We start from the raw sequence: 21,548 nt of genomic DNA, 5'->3' as shown, positions 1-21,548 counted from the left end.
TGCTTGGCTTGGTATATTGTTAAAGAGCGTTTCGCTTCTCGTGAAGCGGGATGCGTATTCTACGCCATCCGTTGGTCAGGTCAAGATCCTTTTGGATCTTTTTTCGTGACTTTCATCACCTTCTGAACCAGCGTCATCACTTGGTGACAACGGCGGCGAATTATAAGGATCGCCGCCAACTGCGCAAGATCTTTTTCATCAAAATTGAATCGTTTGCTGGCTTTTTAATCGGATGTCTTTTTATCGTCCGATTTTTGTGCTTTTTCTGATGTTTCTTGTTGGCTTTTCGTTGCAGAATCGCCTTCTTCACAATCCGTATCACCAACGACATGTTCAAGTTTAATCTTCTTCACTGTACGGAAGGTCGTGATTGGACCAGAAATTGCGTACAAGAAGAAAATAGAGAACAACACCAACGAAGGTTCGGTGGCGACAATCACGAACGCTAATACAATCGCAAGTATCGCAATGAACGATACGCGTCCGCGCCAGTCGACATCTTTAAACGAGTGATAGCGGAAGTTACTTACCATCAACAAACCAGCAGCGATGGTTAGAAACGCCGCAAAATAACTCACGTTGCTTGGGTCAATTTCGTATTTACTACCAACCCAAACAAACCCCGCAACTATCGCTGCGGCACTTGGAATGGCTAAGCCTTGGAAATAACGTTTATCGGATGTGCCAAGGTTGGTATTAAAGCGCGCCAATCGCAATGCACCACCGGCGACAAAAATGAAGGCCGCTAACCAACCGAGCTTGCCAAGATCACCAAGCGCCCAGTTATACATGACCAAAGCAGGAGCCATACCAAATGACACGATGTCCGCCATGCTGTCGTATTCGGCACCGAATTCGCTTTCGGTATTTGTCATACGCGCAACACGACCATCAAGGCCGTCGAATACCATAGCTATAAATATAGCGACGGCAGCCGATTCAAACATATTGTTCATCGACGCAACGATGGCAAAAAAGCCTGAAAACAGTCCCGCTGTTGTCAACAGGTTTGGCAACAGGAAAATTCCACGACTCTTTGCTGTGGTTAATGACTGTTCAGTTTTATTCGGCATAGTTTCGTTCCCTTATAATGGTGGCCGCACAGCATAGCATAGCTTATTCATTGCAATAAATAGCCGGACTAGTGCTTAGCCCGGCTATTACATTGTGTCGCTTACTGGGAAATCACCAAGTTATTGTCTTGGTAATCAACCTTGATTGCTGTTTTAGGCAACAACTTCCCTGACAGGATTTGCTGTGCCAATGGGTTTTCGAGCTCTTGTTGAATCGCCCGTTTCAAAGGCCGTGCCCCAAACACCGGATCAAAACCAGCCTCCGCCAGGTGCGCTAAAGCAGCGTCACTCAGCTCAATCGAGTAATCACGTTCAGCTAAGCGTTGGTACAAACGTTGTAACTGAATTTGCGTAATGTGCTTAATGTGAGCCTTCGATAATGGGTGGAACACCACCGTCTCATCAACACGATTCAAAAACTCAGGCCGGAAATGATGCGACAGGATGCCCATCACCTCAGCTTTCATTTCATCGTAAGTTTGCTCGTGAGCTTTCTCTTGAATAACATCTGAACCCAGATTCGACGTCATAATGATTACGGTATTCCGAAAATCGACGGTTCGACCTTGTCCATCAGTTAAGCGCCCATCATCGAGCACCTGCAACAAAATGTTGAATACGTCCCGATGCGCTTTTTCTATTTCATCCAGCAAAATAACTGAATAAGGGCGTCGACGAACGGCTTCAGTCAAGTAACCACCTTCTTCGTAACCGACATAGCCCGGAGGTGCCCCAACAAGCCGCGATACAGAATGCCGTTCCATGAATTCAGACATGTCGATTCGCACCATGGCATCATCAGTGTCAAACATGAAATGCGCAAGCGCCTTACATAACTCTGTTTTACCAACACCGGTTGGGCCCAAGAACAAAAATGAGCCAATCGGCCGTTGCGGATCAGAGAGGCCAGCACGCGAGCGACGAATCGCATTCGCCACCGAAGTAACGGCTTCATCTTGTCCAACAACGCGCTGGTGCAAGTTCTCTTCCATTTTGAGTAACTTATCGCGCTCACCTTCAAGCATTTTACTTACAGGAATGCCTGTCCAACGCGATAACACGTCAGCGATTTGCTCTTCAGTGACTTTATTTTTAAGTAGCGACATGCCTTCCTCGTCTACCTCAGAAGCAGCCTTCAACTGCCGCTCTAATTCAGGAATACGGCCATACTGAAGTTCCGACATGCGGTTAAGGTCACTAGCCCGGCGCGCAATATCAAGCTGCGTTCTGGCTTCTTCAAGTTGCGCTTTTATATGCTGCTCGCCCTGAACCACTGCCTTTTCAGCCAACCAGACCTCTTCGAGCTCTGCATATTTGCGTTGCTGATCATCTAGCTCACCTTCCAGCAGCTCTAAACGCTTTTTACTCGCCTCGTCTTTTTCTTTCTGCAATGCTTTTTGCTCAAGTTGCAGTTGGATAATACGACGCTCTAAGCGATCTAAATCTTCAGGCTTCGAGTCAATTTGCATTCGTATGCTCGAGGCCGCCTCGTCAATCAAGTCGATCGCTTTATCGGGCAACTGACGGTCACTGATGTACCGATGCGACAATGACGCCGCAGCAACAATCGCAGGGTCGGTAATTTGCACCGAGTGGTGTACCTCATAACGTTCCTTCAGGCCACGCAATATCGCAATGGTATCTTCAACCGAAGGTTCATCAACCAGTACCTTTTGAAAGCGACGCTCAAGAGCCGCATCTTTTTCGATAAATTGGCGGTATTCATTTAATGTGGTTGCGCCCACGCAGTGCAATTCGCCACGCGCAAGTGCGGGCTTCAGCATATTGCCAGCATCCATGGCGCCATCCGCTTTACCAGCGCCCACCATAGTATGCAGCTCATCAATAAAGAGAATGATGCGCCCTTCTTCTTTACCTAATTCATTCAGTACAGCTTTCAAGCGCTCTTCAAACTCACCGCGGTATTTAGCGCCAGCTAACAAGGCGCCGAGGTCAAGCGACAACACCCGTTTGTGCTTCAGCCCTTCAGGCACTTCACCGTTTACGATGCGCTGCGCGAGCCCTTCAACAATGGCTGTTTTACCAACGCCCGGCTCACCAATTAACACCGGGTTGTTTTTAGTACGACGTTGAAGAACTTGAATGGTGCGACGAATCTCATCATCTCGACCAATAACCGGATCTAACTTACCGCGCTCAGCACGCTCGGTCAGGTCAATGGTGTATTTAGTTAATGCTTGGCGTTGATCTTCGGCATTTTGATCGCTCACTGCGTCACCACCCCGTACTTTTTCAATGGCTTGTTCGACTTTTCCACGTGTAACGCCAAGTTTCTTTAATATTTCGCCCAGCGCGCCCTTGTCTTCTGTAGCCGCAAGCACAAATAACTCAGACGAAATGAACTGGTCATTACGCTTTTGCGCATATTTATCGCAGAGATTTAACAGACTGCTTGAGGCGGCGGACACTTGAACGTCGCCTCCCGTGCCTTCAACCTGCGGGAGCTTGTCCAGTGCGGCATTAAGTTGTGTGCGCAAGCTGTTCTGATCAACTTGCAGAAGCGTCATCATCGGACGTAAAGAACCGCCGTCTTGCGTCAATAACGCCTGCATAATATGCAGCGGTTCAATAAATTGATGGTCGCGACCCAACGCTAATGACTGTGCGTCAGCAATTGCCATTTGAAATTTGTTGGTTAGTTTATCGAATCGCATGATTACCCTCTAAAAATATCAGCTATATCCTGATTATCAATGTGGGTATTAATTAATCAATTTCAAGCACAAGCGTGCTAATTTTTCCAAATTATTGATGCAAAGCGGCCACAATGAGCATCGCGGCGATAGGAATACCAACGTAAATCGTTGTAGGTGCACCAACCACTTTGTTTAACATTAAAGCAACCCTCAGCCTGAAGAATGCGTTCGGCTAACAACGGCAGATCAGCAAACCACTTCCCCGCTTTGTGGGGACGAAACGTGGATAAATCAACCAGATTCAATGCTGCAAATGCAGTCCGTACTTCATCGCCTACTTCAAAGGCTGCAACAGAAATAGCAGGACCTATAAAAGCCTGAATTTGTTGTGGAGGGCATTGGAATTGGCGCAATGTATTTTGAACTATGCCATTGGCTAAACCGCGCCAGCCAGCGTGGACTGCGGCTATTTCATTGCCGTTATTGCTACACAATAAAATCGGTAAACAGTCAGCGGTTAGCACCGCACATACAGATTGAGGTTGGTTTGAATAAATGGCGTCGGCTTTCACTGTCGGACGAGCCTCAGAAAAATTCACAACCTGGTTGCTGTGAATTTGTGCGAGCCAGCGCGGCGCACACGGTAACTTCGCATCGCGCTGCAACGCCCGCCGATTTTTAATGACGGCGGCCGGATCTGCACCTACATGAGCAGCCACATTGCCTGGTTGTGCTACCGTAGAAATTGCGGCATGAATGCCTGGTGGTAACGTCCAATCAAGCATTAACATGGTTTAGTCGACCGGATGTTCCTGACGATCTAAACGCAATGCTGCAATTAAGTTCACCATATCGTCAGGTGTTGGCGCTTCCCAGCTCATCCATTCGCCAGTAATCGGGTGATGCAACGAAAGCCGTGCAGCATGCAGTGCCTGACGGCGAAAGTTGCGTAAGGTTTCCAACAGTTCAGCGCTCGCTTTTTGCGGCGGACGTGGCCGGCCACCATAGGTAAAGTCGCCCACTAACGGATGACGCAAATGCGCCATATGCACACGAATTTGGTGGGTTCGCCCGGTTTCCAGCCTTAAACGCAACAGCGTATGCGCTCGAAAGCGTTCTGCCACACGAAAATGGGTCACGGCTGGTTTGCCAAGTGCTACAACAGCCATATGCGTACGTTGCGTTGGATGACGCGCAATTGGCTCATCGATCATGCCGCCTGCTGTCATTGGCCCATTACACACTGCTTCGTACTCACGGGTAATTTGGCGTTCCTGCATTGCCGCAACAAGATGGGTTTGCGCAGGCACAGTCTTCGCCACAACCATCAAGCCCGTTGTGTCTTTATCCAAACGGTGAATGATTCCTGCGCGAGGAACTTGATCAATAGCCGGAAAGTGATGCAACAGCGCATTTAACAATGTACCATCGGGTGTTCCTGCGCCGGGATGAACAACAAGGCCGGCTGGCTTATTGATGACTAAAATGTCGTCGTCTTCATAAACGATATTCAAGTCCATGGGCTGCGCTTCGAAGCGTCGCTCTTCAATTAATTCGGCATCAACTTCGATGGCCATGCCTGCCAGTACTTTCTCGCGCGGTCTGTCAACGACATTGCCTTCGATGCGAACGTGTCCGTCGGTGATCCAAGTTTTTAACCGAGAACGTGAATAGTCAGGGAACATCTCAGCAAGTGCTTGGTCCAAGCGCTTACCGTTGGCAGAAAGGGGGACGTTTCCAGTTAATAAAATCTGTTCGCTCATAAATTCGTATTCGGACCTGTGAAAGCAGCCAACGCTGCGCTAGAATGCGTGAATATGTATAGTGTACCTGTTTGGGGCGCTGCACCAAAGTTAAATCAACAGAGATTAAAAAAACAAACTATGAAATTTCGTATAATCTTAGCCTGCATCGCAGCATTGACATTGAGCGCTTGCTCAAGCTCACCAGACGAAACTGATGTTAACCGGTTAACCGATGTAGAAGCAGGTTATGCCCGTGCTCAACAAGCATTGCAAAACGGTAATTTCACAAGTGCCTTACAGGTACTTGAAGCGCTGAATACCCGTTTCCCGTTTGGTCCATTTACTCACCAAATCCAACTTGACCTGATTTATGTTTACTATAAAACAGGTGATATTGATAAAGCGCTCGCCTCAGTCGACCGCTTTACACGACTCAACCCGAACCACCAGTCAATCGACTACGCCTTATATATGCGTGGTCTCACGAACGAACGTGCCTCAGAGAATTTGTTTCAAGACTTGGTCGGTCTAGATCGCTCTGACCGTGACCCAACTAAAGCACGCGAGGCGTTTGATGATTACGCTGAGCTTGTGCGTCGCTTCCCTGACAGCAAGTATGCTGCAGATGCGCGCCAGCGAATGATTGGAATTAAAAGCCGACTCGCACGTCACGAATTAGCAGTCGCACAATATTACATGAAGCGCGAAGCATTTTTGGCAGCAGCCAATCGCGGCAAGTATGTGTTAGAGAATTTTGCGGATACGCCTGAAGCAGAACACGCCTTGGCGGTTATGGCTGAAGCTTACGACAGTTTAGGTTTAGTGGAATTGCGTGCTGATACAGTTGCCACCTTGAAGCACAATTACCCGCAAAGCGATTACTTATCACGTTTTAATTGATTAACAAGAATTGAGTAACAAGACGCGGTTTTTAAACCGCGTCTTCGTTTTCTTCCCCAGTACGAATTCGAATAACACGCTCAACATTGGTGACAAAGATTTTACCGTCACCAATTTTACCTGTTTGTGCGGTTTCCAAAATGGTATCAATGCACTGCTCTACCTGATCGTCTGAGACAACAATTTCCAGTTTCACTTTCGGCAGAAAGTCGACCATATATTCCGCACCGCGATACAGCTCGGTATGGCCTTTTTGACGCCCAAAGCCTTTAACCTCAGCGACTGTCATGCCCGCAATACCAATTTCAGAAAGTGCTTCACGTACGTCGTCTAGTTTGAATGGCTTGATAATAGCTTCAATTTTTTTCATGAGAACTCCGAGCTTGCACCTGCCGTTCTAATTCATAACGAAAGTGACTGGTTATTGGGTAGCGGCGGTCTTTACCAAAATTACGCGAAGTAATCTTAGGCCCAACTGCGCCTTGCCGACGTTTGTATTCATTAATATCAACCAAGCGCACAACACGCAACACTTCAGCCTCATCGAAACCACAATCGATTATCGCGTTCGGCGACCAGTCTTGGTCCACATAAAGCGTGAGTATTTTGTCCAACACATCGTAGGCTGGCAAACTGTCTTCATCTTTCTGATCAGGCGCTAACTCGGCCGATGGCGGTCTGGTAATAACACGCTCTGGAATCACCTCAGCCGCTTGGTTGCGATAACGTGCCAATGCAAACACCAAGGTTTTCGGAACATCTTTAATGGGGGCAAAGCCGCCGTTCATGTCACCATAGAGTGTGCAGTAGCCAACCGCCAACTCACTTTTATTGCCCGTAGTAAGCACTAACGAATGGGTTTTATTTGAAACAGCCATCAACAGCGTTCCGCGTGCGCGTGCCTGCAGGTTTTCTTCTGTCGTGTCTGCACTTGTTCCGACAAATAAAGGCCCAAGCTGCTGCATGAATGCATCATAGATAGGTTCAATAGCCACCACGTCGTATTTAACCCCCATGGTGCGTGCTTGCTCAGCAGCATCATCTTGGCTCATTTGCGAGGTATAGCGAAATGGCATCATAATCGCATGCACTTTATCGGCGCCTAACGCGTCCACTGCAATCGCCATGGTCAACGCTGAATCGATACCGCCTGAAAGGCCCAATGTAACGCCTTTAAACCCATTTTTGCCGACATAATCTTTAACCGCCAACACCAGTGCTTGATAGATTTCTGCAAGACGATCTTGTGGGTGGGGTTTAATATCTTGGTCGAGTAACGTGATGCCATGGCTATCACAGCGAACGCTTGCGCATGTTGGTTGGCAATGAGGTAACTCAGCCACTAAATCGCCGTTTGCATTCATCACCAACGAATGCCCATCGAATACTAATTCGTCTTGGCCACCACAATTGTTCACGTAAATAATTGGAATGTGCGCTTCGCTGATGCGCTGTTGCATGATGTGCATGCGTTGCTGATGTTTATCAACTTCATAAGGAGATGCGTTCAGCGCTAAAATTAAATCAACACCTTCAGTGCGCAACTGGCTGAGCGGCTCTGCGTGCCATAGGTCTTCACAAATCAGTAAGCCAATGCGATGCCCTTGCCAGCTAAATACACCTGTATCATGGCCTGGAATAAAATAACGCTGCTCATCGAACACGCCGTATTGTGGTAAGCGTTGCTTATGGTAGCGCGCCAAACATTGGCCACGATGCAATACCGAAACACTATTATAAAGCTCGTTACCCACCCGCTGCGGATGACCAACTACGGCCAAGTTGTGCTCCGCTGCAGCGGCTATTTCATTCAGGGATTGGTCAACTAACGCTTCCAAGTCATCGCGAAACAGCAAATCTTCAGGCGGATAGCCTGTTATCGCAAGTTCCGGAAAAACGACAAGGTCACTGTCTTGATACTGCGCCAACGTAGCTACGATTAAATCTGTATTACGTTTGATAGCACCCACCGTGAAATCGAGTTGGGCAAGCGTTACCGTGATTGGCTTCATGAATTGGCTCTCAAGCTTGACGAATATTAGGTTGCGTATGATAGAGCAGCGCCTTGTTTCGCGCAAATAAAGCGACTCATTACCCGTTTAAATCAAATTGCTTTCCGGCACTCTCAATGGAATAAATCTCACGCCCCTGTTGCGTGCGTGACCTTGCTATTTCGGCCCATTGATACACCACATTGCGATGCACTTTTGCCCATAAGTTACGCCCGCAATCAACGTAGAGTTGATCCGATTTAATGATTAACGGGTGTTGTTCTGACAGCGCAAATTGCTGCTCAATATTGGTTGTCAGTTGAATAACCGGAGGCTCTGCATTGGGCACATGTTGCCACGTGGTGACAATAAAGGGCGCATCAGCAACCGTTATTTTAACTTTTTCGGCGGGGGTAACTAGATAGAAGGTATTGTCTTCACACACCAAAACGCTGGCGAATAATTTAACCAAGGCTTGGCGCTTAATCAGCGAACCTTGATAAAACCAATTACCGTCAGCGTCAATGTGTATTGGCAGCTCGCCACAATAAGGCGGATTCCACCGTTCCGTAGGAGCATGCCGGCCTTGCTCTATCGATTCCAGCAATTGCTCCAACTTCATTTAACTCACCAAACGTTTCTGACGCAATAAGTACCATAAGGTCGCTTCCGTACGGTTTGATACTTTAATCGCTTTGAAAATTGCCGACAAATGAACCCGAATTGTCCCTTCGGTAATGCCGAGAATTGTCGCAATCTCTTTGTTCGACAAACCTTGCGCCAACAGCTGCATAATTTCCAGTTGGCGGGGCGACAAAAAGTGCTCAGCACTCCCTTGTCGATTTATCGTGTCGTTTAAACGCGACTCCTCTGGTAAATACCGATCGTTTTGCAGCAGAATACGAATAGCTTGCTTCGCTTCTTCAGCGCTCGCATCTTTGGGCAGATAACTACGAACACCATTGCTCAAGGCTTGGCGAACTTCTGATAATGGCCGTGGCCAGCTGAACAAAACAATGTGCGAGCTTGGCGCCATTTTCTTCAATGTTTGCAAGGTTGGGCGAATCTCGGCATCTGGTATGTCCATATCGAGGAAAATTAAGTTATAGTCGCTTTGGTGGCGCAGGTATTCTTGCGCGATGTCAAAACTTGGGGCTTCGTAGATTGCCAGCTCATCTGAGAAACTTGTTAGCACTTGAATGAGGCCAGCACGTACGAAAAATTGCGAGTCGATAATTAGTATTTTCATGAATGTCCACGCGCTTTAAATGTCCCTAATAATTAGCGTATTGTACACGCTTTAACGAATGTTTGAAGGTTTGGTGTTACCAAATTGTAAAAAAGTGTAAAAAAGTGAATTTTTTGCGATGCACTCTAAACGCTTTGTAAAACTAGGAACGTTCTACAGGGCATAAAATTCAGTCAAAAAGAGAAATTTATGAGAATTTTACGTTTAATCACAGTTGTTCTAATAATGTTATATACGGGTGCAGCGTTTTCGCAAACCACGTTATTCCATAATTTTAACGGCTACACGCTAACCGGAAAGCCAGGTGCCGAGGCTGTATTGGTGAAGTTTAATGCCATGCTAATTCGCGATGGCAAGATAGCCGCAGTGGGCACCCTTGCTGATCTTGAGGCAACCTATGGTAAGCAGTTTGCTGACCAACGTGTCGATTTGAAAGGTAAGTTTGTGTTGCCAGGTATTACCGATGCACACGGCCACGTGCTGGGCTTAGGCCAAAACCTGATGTTGGCTGATTTACGTGACGCCACCTCAGAAAGCAACGCCGCAGCAACAGTGGCTGATTTCGCCCGTAAAAATCCGTCAGCGCCTTGGGTACTGGGTCGCGGCTGGAATCAAGAAAACTGGGACGTTCGCCAATTTCCACAAGCACAAACACTGGACGAAGTTGATGCTGAGCGCCCTATTTACCTAACGCGCGTAGATGGCCACGCTGCATGGGCAAATAGCAAAGCTCTGGAACTTGCAGGCATCACCGCAGACACAGTAAGCCCTGATGGCGGTGATATTATTCGTGATCAGCAAGGCCAACCTACCGGCGTACTGATTGATAACGCCATGGGCTTAGTTGAACGGGTTATTCCAACACCGACTGCCGAGCAGCAAGAACAAGCCTTAAAAGTGGCATTTGAGCATCTGTTAGCGCGCGGCATCACCGGCGTACATGACGCCGGGGTTGATGCAACCAACTTGCAAGTCTACAAAGACTTAGCGAACGACAACGCCCTCCCTATTCGCATCTATGCAATGCTGTCGGCAACCGAGCCAACCCTGGCTGAATTGTTAGCCGCCGGCCCCTATGTGTCAGATGACGACAAGTTAGCAGTACGCAGCGTTAAAATTTACGGTGACGGCGCCCTAGGTAGCCGCGGCGCTGCGCTATTAGCTTCTTACCATGATGCGCCTGATCAACATGGGCTGATGGTCACTTCGCAAGAACGCATTCGTGAACTCTATGAATTGATTATTCCGCATGGCTTTCAAATCAATACGCATGCAATTGGCGACCGCGCGAACCGCGTTGTGCTAGACGAAATGGAGCGTGCGTATAACACCATCGGTGGCCGTAGCCTGCGCCATCGTATTGAACATGCGCAAATTGTTCACCCAGAAGATATTCCGCGTTTTAAAGATTTAAATATTATTGCTTCCATGCAACCAACCCATGCAACCAGCGATAAAAATATGGCAGAAGACCGTTTAGGTAAGGCACGTATGAAAGGCGCCTATGCTTGGCAAACATTTGCCGAACAAGGCACCATTATTGCGGCTGGCTCTGACTTCCCGGTTGAACTTGCTGACCCATTTTTTGGCTTACACGCTGCAGTAACCCGTCAAGACCGTGACAATCAACCACAAGGTGGCTGGTATGCGCACGAGAGCTTAACGCTTGAGCAAGCACTGCGTGCATTCACCCTTGATGCAGCCTACGCTGCTGGCCAAGAACAAGTGTTAGGTAGCATTGAGCCAGGCAAGTGGGCGGATTTCATTGTGTTAGATCATGATCCGTTTGCGCGTGATGCCGCTATACTATGGCAGAACCACGTTAACGCGACCTATGTTGCAGGTAAGCGTGAGTACAGCGCTAATTAATTGAAAGGAAGTAGACGCAGTATGGACTTAAAAAGTGTTCGTCGTGATTACGCCCAAGGCAAACTAACGCGTGAATCGCTCGCTGAAGAACCCATGCAACAATTTGCGAGTTGGTTTCAAGCGGCGAAAGATCATCCGTCACAGACGGACCCTACGGCGTTCACTTTGGCAACCGTTGGTGCGGATGGACAACCGCACCAACGTACCGTACTGCTTAAAGATATTCAGGCTGATGGTTTCGTGTTTTACACCAATTACGATAGCCAAAAAGGCCATGACATTGCTGGAAACAGCCGCGTGGCTATGCATTTTGCGTGGCTGGCACTGGAACAGCAGATTCGTATTGAAGGTTTTGCGCGAAAAATAGCACGGGCCGAAAGCGAAGCTTATTTTTATAGCCGCCCTCGCGAAAGCCAGCTCGGTGCGCTAGCTTCAGCGCAAAGTCATACCATTGCTTCTCGCGATGAATTGGAACAGCGTTATCATGCGCTCACCGAACACTATAAAGACCAACAAGTGCCCATGCCTGATACTTGGGGTGGTTACTTGGTTGCGCCCGAGCGTTTTGAATTTTGGCAAGGCGGTCGCTATCGACTACACGACCGGTTCACCTTTACCAAGCAGCATGAAAGCTGGTTAGTCGAACGCTTACAGCCTTAATCTAAAGTGCTTTCCGTACTAAAGAACGTCCGGTAAAGGTTGCTGCATACTGTCAGCAACCTTTTTTAATTGCCGCCAAAGCTCTGGCGTATAGTCCACTCCGGATTGCAACTGCCGCTCACGCGTAGCTAACGCACCTTCTCCCGGTATCCGAACAGGTTTATTGGCATCAATAGGTGTGGCTTGATGCATGCCGTCAACCAACGCCTGCGCCTGCGCCTTGAATGCCTCCGCATCGCCAAAAGCACTCGGATCGACCACCTGAATCCACACCGTGTTGGCATCTAAACCCGGCTGCTCTTGGTGACGCCCTAACTGACTTAACGCAAGGGTCCATAATTCACTGAACAAACATAAGCCCGAGCCTTTATAGCCGAGGTCTTCGCCACCCAAGGGGGCGAGCACACTGGCAGGGTCGGCCAAAAATGTTGTGGCATCGGACGTATAGTCTCCCGCAGCCGTGATCAGTGCCGGGTACGGCAACGGCTTTTGCTCGGCAATAGCTTTTCGAACTTTGCCTGCAGCTGTCATCGACAAACTAATATCAAGCAATATCGGTAATTGCTGAGTGGGAGCACCAATAGCGAACGGATTCGGCGAAAACCATGCCGATTTTGCGCCATAAGGCGCAACGGCTTGCTGACCTGGCGTTGCGCACATGATTTGAATCAGCATGCCCGCACGTGTTGCCTGTTCAAGGTAAACCGCCAGAGCCGCAACATGCTGCGCACGCTTAATAACCACAGTACCGGTGCCGCATTCTTTCGCCATAGCAATTGCCGCAGTTATCGCTTCTGGCACCACGTACAAACCGGATACCAAGTCAGCGTCCCATAATTGCACTGCCGCACGTTGTTTCAGCACGTGATACTGACCGGTACGACGTGAACTGCCGTCGGCTAAACAATTGAGGTTATAACGCAACCGCATTAAGCCGTGGGTTCGAAACCCCATGAGATCAGCTGCGAGAAGTTTTTCCGCCATTGCCTGTGCCAATTTGGGCTCAGCACCGGCTTTTTCCAAGCAGGCTTGAGCCCACTGGCGCATCGAATTTGCTTCAACTTGAATATTTTTCTGCACGGTCATGTTGTGTACGTTGTAAATTAAGGTAAGTTCGATAAGCTTATCAGACAATAGTAAAGAGGAGTATAGAGGTGTCTGAAACTTCAACAGCACAACGGATTGGCGTACTCACCAGCGGTGGTGACGCACCAGGAATGAATGCAGCGCTGCGCGCTGTCGTATTAGCTGCAGAACATTACGGCATGGACGTGATAGCGTTTCGACACGGTTACGAAGGCCTGTTAAACAACGAACATATTCCCCTGCACGCAGCTGATGTGGCTCATGTGCTGCAATATTCGGGCACCATCATCAAAAGTGCACGCTGCCCGCGTTTTAAAGAAGACGAAAGCGCACAACTTGCCGCTGATAACCTAAACAGCCTCAATATCAGTGCATTAATTGTAATTGGCGGTGACGGCTCATTTCGCGGTGCGCACCACTTAAGTAACTATTGGTCTGGGCAAATTATTGGGGTGCCCGGCACCATCGACAATGACTTGTTTGGTACTGACGCAACCATCGGCTATTCCACCGCAGTTGCCATTGCGATGGACGCCCTCGATAAAATTCGCGATACCGCCGATGCAATGGACCGCGTTTTTATTGTTGAAGTTATGGGCCGTCATGCTGGCTTTATCGGTTTGATGAGCGCAATGGCCTCCGGTGCTGAGCGGATGATTTTACCCGAACTGCAAAAAGATAAGCCGCTGACCGTGGCCGCATTGGTGAAACACATCAAGCGTGTTGAAGCCGTGCGTGGCCCTGGCAGTTACGTCATGGTACTTAGCGAGCACCAATGGCCTGGCGGTGCTGTTGCACTCTCTGAACAGCTGGAAGCCGAATACGACATGCCATGCCGGCCGTGCTTACTTGGCCACATTCAACGCGGTGGCCCGCCAACGGCATCCGACCGAGTGCTCGCCTCAGAACTGGGCGTGCATGCTGTCGAGCTTATTCTAAAAGGTGAAACCGGTGTCATGACAGGGCTAAAAGCCGGTCAACTGGTTGCTGTACCACTCATTGACACATGGACGAAAAAGAACCCACTCGATGAGAATTTATTGCGCATTCAGCATGAGATTTTTAATCCAGTAAAAAAGCCTTCTCGTAGTTAATCAGAGTGTGGCAATTTGGGGCAATTACAACGATAATAGCCCCCTTTTTAAGCACGCCAGTTAAATCACTGTTGAACCAGCGGAGGTGAATCACCTTGAGTCAGCAACAACCTAAACAAATCGCTTCGTTAGAAGTGAAGACGGACACCCCAGTACGCGAGTTTTTTGGGGCACAAACCGATGCAGCTGTATATGCCAACGGCACCCATATAATTGGGTTTGGTTTTGATGGCACCGCATGCTTTCGTAAAGGAACCCGTAACGGGCCTGATGGCTTGCGTTCCGTGTCAGAAGACATCGAAAGTTATTCGCCCTACTTAGATGCCGATCTGTTTGATCATCCGTTTTATGATTTAGGTAACTTGTCACTTGGCTCAAGTGATGATGTGGAAGCGCAGTGGCAACATGCCACCGATCAATTTGATCAGGTATTCGGCCCAATTAACTTGGAAGCCGACAACATTCGGGTGCTTACCTTGGGTGGCGAGCATTCAATTTCCTATGCGCCAATTCGCAAATACTTGCAGCAATACCCTGAGTTAGTGCTACTTCACCTTGATGCACACGCCGACTTGCGTGATGGCTTTCTCGGTTACCACTACTCACATGCATCAATTATTCGTCGTGCGCTAGACCATTTTGGCCCGGGGCATGAACTCATTCAATACGGCATTCGCTCTGGTACCCGTGACGAATATCGGTTTATGAATGAGCACGGCACCGTGCGTAAGTCGCGTAAAGAGTTTCTGGACAGCGTGATGGCAATTCCAGCCGACCGTCCAATCTATCTGACGCTCGACCTTGACTATTTTGACCCGGCATTTTTGCCTGGTACCGGTACCCCAGAGCCCGGTGGTGAAGATTTTCATTCGTACGTGAGCTTAATGAAAATTTTGCGACAGAAGAACCTTGTTGGCGCTGATGTTGTTGAGTTGTCACCAGAAATTGATCCAACCGGAAATTCTGACGTGTTTGCCGCAAAAATTGTGCGCGAATTACTTATTATTTTGAACGAAAAAGGGGCTCGCTGATATGGCTCAGAACTGGACAATCGACGATGCCGAAGAACTCTATGGCGTAAAGCGTTGGGGCGCAGGTTATTTTTCAATTGGTAACAATGGCAGCATCCAAATTGCTCCCAATCATCGCCTGCCTGACGTGAACATCGATATGAAAGAAGTGGTTGATGAAATTCTTGCTGAAGGAATTCAACTGCCTGCGGTTATCCGTTTTCACGATATCTTGCGCTCACAAGTTGAAATCTTGAATGAGACATTCGCCAAAACTATTCAAGATGCGGGCTACAACGCACGTTATGTTGGCGTATTCCCCATTAAAGTGAATCAAATGCGCGAAGTGGTCGAGGAAATCATCGACGCCGGTGAACCGTACGACTACGGCCTGGAAGCGGGTTCCAAACCAGAACTTATGGCGGTGCTTGCGTATAACGAAAACCCAAATGCGTTAACCGTTCTGAACGGCTACAAGGACGAAGATTACCTGACGCTCGCCCTACTTGGTCGTCAGTTACGCCGTAAAATGATTATTGTTATTGAGAAATTCAGTGAGCTGGAAATGCTCATCCCGTTAGCCAAAAAACTTGGCGTTGAGCCAATGATTGGCCTGCGCAGCAAGATGATGGTGCGTAGCTCAGGCAAATGGGCAGGCTCAAGCGGTGATCGCGCAAAATTTGGCTTAAGCATTACCGAAATCTTAAACATTGTTGAGCTTTTGAAAAAAGAAGACATGCTGCACTGTGCAAAATTACTGCACTTTCATATCGGCAGCCAAATGTCTGATATCCGCAAAGTAAAAGAAGCGGTTTCAGAAGGCGCACGGCTTTATGCAAAATTGATTCAAATTGGCGTGCCATTAGAATATTTAGATATTGGTGGTGGTTTAGGTATCGATTACGACGGAACCAGCTCAACCACCGATTCGTCGCGCAATTACTCAACCGAAGAATACGTTGCTGACGTGGTTTACGGAGTGAAGCAGATCTGTGATCTCGAAGAAGTCCCCCACCCGAACCTAGTCAGTGAAAGTGGCCGCGCCATTACCGCACACCACAGTTGTGTGGTGACCAATATTGTTGGTGAAATTAAAAATACCGGTGCCCAATTCGACATCAGCCCAATAGCCGACGAGCACATTCTTGTCAGCAACATGCGTGAGCTGGTTAACTCAACCGAAATGCACCCGCAAGAACGCTATAACGACGCTGCAAGTTTCAAGCAGAGCGCGTATGAAGCCTTCAAACTGGGTATTTTGTCTTTAGACGAAATGGCCAAGCTCGACACCATGTATTGGCGCATTTTGACGGAAATCCATCAATCGCTTGATCGCGAAAGCTTCGTCTTTCAGGAGCTGGAAGAATTAGAAGATATGCTCGCCAGCCAATACTTGTGTAATTTCTCTATTTTCCAGTCTGCCGCCGACACGTGGGCGATTGGTCAAGTATTGCCGATTGTGCCAATTAGCCGCCTGGACGAGAAGCCTGAAGTGCGTTGTTCAATAGTGGATATCACCTGTGATAGCGACGGCAAACTCAGCAAATATATTGAGGGCACCGAAATCAGCGACAACATCCCCATGCACGCACTACGCAAAGGCGAAAACTACCACGTAGGTATGTTCCTTACCGGCGCGTATCAAGACGTAATGGGCGACATGCACAATCTGTTTGGTCGGTTAACCGAAGTTCATATTTACTGCCATGACGACGAACCAGGTGACTTTTACATTGAAGAAGTGGTTCCGGGCACAGCAGCAGAGAAAGTGCTTGAAACCATGCAGTACAACACCGATTACATGGCCAAAACAGTCAAGAAGTCGATTGACCGCGAAGTACGTAAGGGACACATTGCTCCGCGTGAAGGCGTACGCTGGACTGACTATTACGAGAAGTGTTTAGCGGGTACAACTTACTTGAAGGTGTAAAAATCAACAAATTGGGTATTTCCTGAGCAAACGGTCTGAATTCACCGAATTTCATCAAAAAAGCGGTTGACTCAGACCCGAAAAACTCGTTTAATACGCCCCGACGCCCAGATAGCTCAGTCGGTAGAGCAGGGGATTGAAAATCCCCGTGTCGGTGGTTCGATTCCGCCTCTGGGCACCATTATTGATAAGGCCTCGCTAGAAATAGCGGGGCTTTTCTTTTTCTGGCTTTGTACCAAATTTGTGCCAATTGTGCCATCGACATTTGATGCAACCGCTTTCAAATGCTGTCCTGCCAAATGAGCGTAGCGCAAAACCATTTCATAAGATGCCCAACCGCCGAGTTCTTGCAGCTCTTGAAGACTTGTTCCTCTTGAGCATGCCAACTCGCCCACGTATGGCGTAAATCGTGCCAACGAAAATTTTCAATACCCGCTCAATTTGGTGTGTTTACGGTCCATATTTAAATAAGAAGCCCATTATCATTCAATCGTTGGAATTGCTCATACCGCAACCTTAAATCTACTAAACTACGACTTCGCGCAGTATCCACCATGCTGACGCACTAAAGCCTGACAACTTGAATAAGCGTAACCACATCGAGAGGAGCCATTAATCACGTGGCAATATGTTGCAGTAGTGGGTGTCTTCGCATTATGACAGTGATAGTCGCCTGTTTTACTGTTGGTGTGGCATCCAGCTGCGTTAGTACGTCCACTGTGAGCTTCTACATCACTGTTAATTGAAAGGATTACAATGGCTAAAATCGCTGTAATAAGATATTTCATTGAAATTTCCTTATAGATTATCGGCAGATAACATACAGTTCTTCTCTGTTGTAATTTAAAATCCCAACCAAGCTTGAAACAAATTAATTACATAAGGTTAAAATTTAGTCAAATAAATCTACTTGTTATTATGTGGGGGCGTTACAACTTAATTTATTGCCGAATAGGCTTTGCCAATAGAAGCGATAACGCTGTTCCAATGAAGGATATAACTAAAACTTCGAGCGAAAGTAGATCGTATCTGATGAGAAAAGAATCAGCGTTGTTGTTCCAATCATCGTTAATAGCGGATAGGAAAAACCTAAACCCGGTAAAATCAAAAACTTGAATGTTATCAATCGAAAATCCTTGGAAAACAATACTTTTCCCGACAGGAGGAAAGGCCAAAGCAATCGCTAAAACACTAAGTGTAACTGCAACACATTTTTTGTTCATGACACTGTTCTCTATGGCAAGATCCGATATTTACCGACAACTTCTATGGTTAAACAGATGTGGCTAAAGTGTATTACCTAACACAGCAGCGGCAACTTTGTGCGCTAACTTTTGAACTAACTCAAAAGTCATTGATATTCCCTCTGCTATAAATGTGTCTTTAGTTTTTTCCCAAACTTTGCTGCTTCTGATACTGTCTAGAAACTCATGTCCATCCCAAGTTAGGCCGCAAACCGTAAAGTTTTTCACATTAGGCCCTATTGTTCGGTTCATCTCCCCCCGAACTAACCCTGCTTCCAACAGCAACCTCATATGATAAGAGATTTCTTCGGCCTTAAATTCTTGAAAATCTGATAAGCGAAGAATGTCTGCAGGTAACGTACGTTCTTCGACACGAAAAAGTATTGTTCTAATTATTTCCCAGTTTCTTTTCATTTAGCACTCTTTAATTCGATACCAGTAAATATCACCAGCCTTCGGTAACTTCAAAAAATGGAACGCTATTGTCACTAAAGACTGAGCAAACATATCTGTAATTAGTCCACGCCCCGAACCCATTCTGATATTTGACTCTTCCGCGAACTACAACTTTCCATTTATCTTCTTTCACTTCGGTTGTAATGATTTCCGCTGTATTCTTAGCTCGTTGGTGAACACGATCATGACAAGCACTAATTTTCTCTTTGTGTTTCTCACCACAAGACGCAAATAGAGGTAGGAAAATTATTAATACAAGATAGTGCTTCCATTTCATTTTATTTTCCTTGAAGCGGAGCTACGCTGCTAGTTCATCTGGGGTATGTTACTGCTTTTGACTTGTTAAAGCTGAATTCAGATAATAACTTTCTACATAATCAAACGAAGAACCTCGAGACAATAAATCCGAGGCTCTTTGTATGAATTTCAACAACTACGACTGGCTAAAAAACTGAATATTTTTGACCCGCTTCATTTTTTATCATCATAAAACTCCTGAACCGCCTCCAAATAGTCAACCGGAATTGATATTAGAAAGTTACTTGATGCTCCACCACGAACCTGCATTACAAGTTCATTATTTTTTTTATGGCGTTCTATCTGGGCTGGAGTAAGATTAATATTGAAGCTCTCCACTAAAGTACATGGGCGGCTCGAGCAGGTCAGTACATCTCGCGAAACAGATTCAAAATTAACTTCGTCTCCCCCCCTAAAAATAGCTTTAGAATACCTTCTCCAGTCGTCTTCATATGCGATGAAACCAGTAATAAATGGCGGAACTCGCTTCTTAGGCTCTTTTATGGCAGCAACAATTGCGACAATCTTATCTCCATTTTCTAGCTCCCACTCTAAAGTCGGTGCAGTGAATTCAAAACGTTCAGCAAAACTGTCCTCCGTCACTGATACAGTTACACCATTGCTCGCTGATATAGATTTTTCTTGTGACTTTGCGGAAGTTGCTGATACTGCAAACAAGACTGCTACTAAAAGATATATATTTAACTTATAAAACATAGGAAGTCCCTTTTATTACAATTTTTAAACTCAAATACGCTTATAACACAACATCAACGTAAGATGAATATTTGCACAACTCCTTTTATGGATCCTTTGAGCGATGCTACACCACTAAATTATTTAGAGTTTGGTACGGCTCTATAACTTGTTAAATGTTTAGTTTAATTGTCGAATATCGTCTATCTACTTTTTTGACAGCTTATTGATGTGCCAATTTTGTACCAAAACACCCGTAAATGTACCAATTTGACCGTAAACATGAAAACCATGGATTACCGCAACTAGTTGTTTAGTAATGAGTTTTAATAAGTTACTGTCATGTCATAACTAATTTAAAATCCCCGTGTCGGTGGTTCGATTCCGCCCCTGGGCACCATTATTCGAAATGCCTCGCTAGAAATAGAGGGGCTTTTTTCGTTTCGGTGCTGTAACAGGTTGGTGCATCGAAAACTTCTTTGTTTTTAGTTTACGGAGTGTTCTACTTATAGCTGCTCCGACTCGCGGGGGATTACAATGCCTAGGTGTGGTTGCTGTTACGGTTACTTATAAATGGGGAATTTACAGATCGTCTATTTTTTAATTATTTGTTATAAACGATAAAGCGCATATAATTTCCTATTGGAACTAGAGTCAACTAATTACTACCTCGAAAATGGATAAATATCGATGAAAATAATAATCATAATTTTAGCTTTATCCATGCTCGTTGGTTGCAGTAGTGAGAACAAATACGACGTGGGATACGATGATGGTTACGCGTCAGGTTACAACACGAAGTGCGAGATTCGTTCTACTATGATCGAGGGAGACTTTGAGAATGAATCATATTCAAGTGGATACTATGATGGCTATAAAGCGGGTGAAGAAGCCTGTAAATCAGGAGAGTAATAATGAAAACAGTCATTGTTAGTATCATTGCAGTTCTTTTATTAACTCTATCCTTACCTATTGCCTCTACACCAGCGCAGTTCTGTAACGGCTTCGAATCGGGATATGTTGCTGGTTACCAAAAGTCCAATAATACCTCGCTAACACCCTTAATACCCATGTGTCCTATGCAGCCAATGAAAGGCTTCGGCGATCCAGAATCTGATTTCGAGCATGGCTATCAAATAGGATTCCTTAGAGGTTTGAATAGCTGATTTAACGAACCACGTTTTGTGCTAAAGGTTTAAATTAAAGCCGTACCAGATTTGCGCCAAAACAGGCGCAAACGAGCCTATTTATAGTAAACATCTAACAACTAAATCACCGTGTCGTGGCTTGATTCCGCCTCTTGGCCCGTTGGTAAAGAATATTGAAATAAAACCGTACAGAATATTCTAGGCGCTTGCTTGCTTGAATAGGTAATTGATGCCCAGTAAAGGAAGGAAAGTAGCGAATGCTAGATACTTCCAATCCCCTTGCAACAATCCAGCCGCATATACAAATATAAACAGCGTACCCCACAAAAGCATAATTGTTACGCTAGTTCTCGAATCCTTGCTAGAGTTTGCGCTCGCTTTTTTTAACAACCCAAAACAGAAAAACGGATACAAAATTGATTTTGTGATTAGTACTAATCGCG

Annotated in this window: 21 protein-coding genes and 1 tRNA gene; 8 read left to right on the top strand and 14 right to left on the bottom strand. The window is 46.6% G+C overall.

What is annotated here, in order from left to right:
* Positions 1-224: 224 nt before the first annotated feature.
* From pssA to rluD, 4 genes are all read right to left on the bottom strand, one after another.
* Positions 225-1,073, bottom strand: coding sequence for a CDP-diacylglycerol--serine O-phosphatidyltransferase (gene pssA / locus ACN0UN_RS08710; protein ID WP_417659634.1), 849 nt, complete (start codon positions 1,071-1,073; stop codon positions 225-227).
* Between the two features lie 101 nt (positions 1,074-1,174).
* Positions 1,175-3,748, bottom strand: coding sequence for an ATP-dependent chaperone ClpB (gene clpB / locus ACN0UN_RS08705; RefSeq protein ID WP_417659633.1), 2,574 nt, complete (start codon positions 3,746-3,748; stop codon positions 1,175-1,177).
* Positions 3,749-3,825: 77 nt separating this feature from the next.
* Positions 3,826-4,521: a peptidoglycan editing factor PgeF gene (pgeF, locus tag ACN0UN_RS08700; protein WP_417659632.1), complete on the bottom strand. Its 696-nt coding sequence runs from the start codon at positions 4,519-4,521 to the stop codon at positions 3,826-3,828.
* Positions 4,522-4,524: 3 nt separating this feature from the next.
* On the bottom strand, positions 4,525-5,493 hold the full coding sequence (gene rluD / locus ACN0UN_RS08695) for a 23S rRNA pseudouridine(1911/1915/1917) synthase RluD (protein ID WP_128353124.1): 969 nt from the start codon (positions 5,491-5,493) through the stop codon (positions 4,525-4,527).
* 120 nt (positions 5,494-5,613) lie between these two features.
* Here rluD and ACN0UN_RS08690 point away from each other — a divergent pair, with 120 nt between their 5' ends.
* Positions 5,614-6,375: an outer membrane protein assembly factor BamD gene (locus tag ACN0UN_RS08690; protein ID WP_417659631.1), complete on the top strand. Its 762-nt coding sequence runs from the start codon at positions 5,614-5,616 to the stop codon at positions 6,373-6,375.
* Positions 6,376-6,406: 31 nt separating this feature from the next.
* Here the strand turns inward: ACN0UN_RS08690 and glnB are convergent, their stop codons facing one another.
* The 4 genes from glnB to ACN0UN_RS08670 form a co-directional block, all read right to left on the bottom strand.
* Positions 6,407-6,745 carry a nitrogen regulatory protein P-II gene (gene glnB, locus ACN0UN_RS08685; protein WP_128353126.1) on the bottom strand — a complete coding sequence of 113 codons (339 nt, stop codon included), beginning with the start codon at positions 6,743-6,745 and terminating at the stop codon, positions 6,407-6,409.
* Positions 6,732-8,387 carry an NAD+ synthase gene (locus ACN0UN_RS08680; protein WP_417659630.1) on the bottom strand — a complete coding sequence of 552 codons (1,656 nt, stop codon included), beginning with the start codon at positions 8,385-8,387 and terminating at the stop codon, positions 6,732-6,734. Before ACN0UN_RS08680 ends, glnB begins: the two co-directional genes overlap by 14 nt.
* Before the next feature lie 79 nt (positions 8,388-8,466).
* On the bottom strand, positions 8,467-8,988 hold the full coding sequence (locus ACN0UN_RS08675) for a DUF1285 domain-containing protein (RefSeq protein ID WP_417659629.1): 522 nt from the start codon (positions 8,986-8,988) through the stop codon (positions 8,467-8,469).
* Positions 8,989-9,615, bottom strand: coding sequence for a LuxR C-terminal-related transcriptional regulator (locus ACN0UN_RS08670; protein ID WP_128353129.1), 627 nt, complete (start codon positions 9,613-9,615; stop codon positions 8,989-8,991). It lies immediately after the preceding gene.
* 189 nt (positions 9,616-9,804) lie between these two features.
* Here ACN0UN_RS08670 and ACN0UN_RS08665 point away from each other — a divergent pair, with 189 nt between their 5' ends.
* Positions 9,805-11,484, top strand: coding sequence for an amidohydrolase (locus tag ACN0UN_RS08665; RefSeq protein ID WP_417659628.1), 1,680 nt, complete (start codon positions 9,805-9,807; stop codon positions 11,482-11,484).
* 21 nt (positions 11,485-11,505) lie between these two features.
* The gene (gene pdxH / locus ACN0UN_RS08660; RefSeq protein WP_417659627.1) at positions 11,506-12,144 is read left to right on the top strand and encodes a pyridoxamine 5'-phosphate oxidase; all 639 of its coding nucleotides are present in this window, start codon (positions 11,506-11,508) and stop codon (positions 12,142-12,144) included.
* Positions 12,145-12,162: 18 nt separating this feature from the next.
* Here pdxH and ACN0UN_RS08655 read toward each other — a convergent pair whose 3' ends face one another.
* The gene (locus ACN0UN_RS08655; RefSeq protein ID WP_417659626.1) at positions 12,163-13,230 is read right to left on the bottom strand and encodes an Ldh family oxidoreductase; all 1,068 of its coding nucleotides are present in this window, start codon (positions 13,228-13,230) and stop codon (positions 12,163-12,165) included.
* Between the two features lie 68 nt (positions 13,231-13,298).
* Here ACN0UN_RS08655 and ACN0UN_RS08650 point away from each other — a divergent pair, with 68 nt between their 5' ends.
* From ACN0UN_RS08650 to ACN0UN_RS08635, 4 genes are all read left to right on the top strand, one after another.
* A complete protein-coding gene (locus tag ACN0UN_RS08650) occupies positions 13,299-14,324 on the top strand; it encodes an ATP-dependent 6-phosphofructokinase (protein ID WP_417659625.1) in 1,026 nt (341 codons plus the stop codon).
* A 95-nt stretch (positions 14,325-14,419) separates the two neighbouring features.
* The gene (gene speB, locus ACN0UN_RS08645; protein WP_417659624.1) at positions 14,420-15,355 is read left to right on the top strand and encodes an agmatinase; all 936 of its coding nucleotides are present in this window, start codon (positions 14,420-14,422) and stop codon (positions 15,353-15,355) included.
* A 1-nt stretch (position 15,356) separates the two neighbouring features.
* Positions 15,357-17,264 carry a biosynthetic arginine decarboxylase gene (gene speA, locus ACN0UN_RS08640; protein ID WP_128353134.1) on the top strand — a complete coding sequence of 636 codons (1,908 nt, stop codon included), beginning with the start codon at positions 15,357-15,359 and terminating at the stop codon, positions 17,262-17,264.
* Positions 17,265-17,369: 105 nt separating this feature from the next.
* Positions 17,370-17,445: transfer RNA gene (locus tag ACN0UN_RS08635), tRNA-Phe, on the top strand.
* 349 nt (positions 17,446-17,794) lie between these two features.
* On the opposite strand, the gene ACN0UN_RS08630 is transcribed toward ACN0UN_RS08635, so the two are convergent.
* The 5 genes from ACN0UN_RS08630 to ACN0UN_RS08610 all read right to left on the bottom strand — a co-directional run bounded on the left by ACN0UN_RS08630 (position 17,795) and on the right by ACN0UN_RS08610 (position 19,978).
* Entirely contained in the window at positions 17,795-18,052 is a 258-nt protein-coding gene (locus ACN0UN_RS08630) for a YHYH domain-containing protein (RefSeq protein WP_417659623.1), read from the bottom strand.
* 153 nt (positions 18,053-18,205) lie between these two features.
* Positions 18,206-18,487 (bottom strand): hypothetical protein, encoded by a 282-nt coding sequence (locus ACN0UN_RS08625; RefSeq protein ID WP_417659622.1) that lies wholly within the window; start codon positions 18,485-18,487, stop codon positions 18,206-18,208.
* Between the two features lie 63 nt (positions 18,488-18,550).
* On the bottom strand, positions 18,551-18,922 hold the full coding sequence (locus ACN0UN_RS08620) for a DUF2513 domain-containing protein (protein ID WP_417659621.1): 372 nt from the start codon (positions 18,920-18,922) through the stop codon (positions 18,551-18,553).
* A 31-nt stretch (positions 18,923-18,953) separates the two neighbouring features.
* Positions 18,954-19,241: a hypothetical protein gene (locus tag ACN0UN_RS08615; RefSeq protein WP_417659620.1), complete on the bottom strand. Its 288-nt coding sequence runs from the start codon at positions 19,239-19,241 to the stop codon at positions 18,954-18,956.
* A gap of 194 nt (positions 19,242-19,435) precedes the next feature.
* Positions 19,436-19,978, bottom strand: coding sequence for a hypothetical protein (locus tag ACN0UN_RS08610; RefSeq protein WP_417659619.1), 543 nt, complete (start codon positions 19,976-19,978; stop codon positions 19,436-19,438).
* An 893-nt stretch (positions 19,979-20,871) separates the two neighbouring features.
* Here ACN0UN_RS08610 and ACN0UN_RS08605 point away from each other — a divergent pair.
* Positions 20,872-21,123: a hypothetical protein gene (locus tag ACN0UN_RS08605; RefSeq protein ID WP_417659618.1), complete on the top strand. Its 252-nt coding sequence runs from the start codon at positions 20,872-20,874 to the stop codon at positions 21,121-21,123.
* Positions 21,124-21,548: the final 425 nt, after the last annotated feature.

It is taken from the genome of Pseudidiomarina sp. (assembly GCF_048267825.1).
Taxonomy (GTDB): domain Bacteria; phylum Pseudomonadota; class Gammaproteobacteria; order Enterobacterales; family Alteromonadaceae; genus Pseudidiomarina.
Note: the sequence above shows the minus strand (reverse complement) of the source record. Positions and strands in the feature narration are given on the sequence as shown.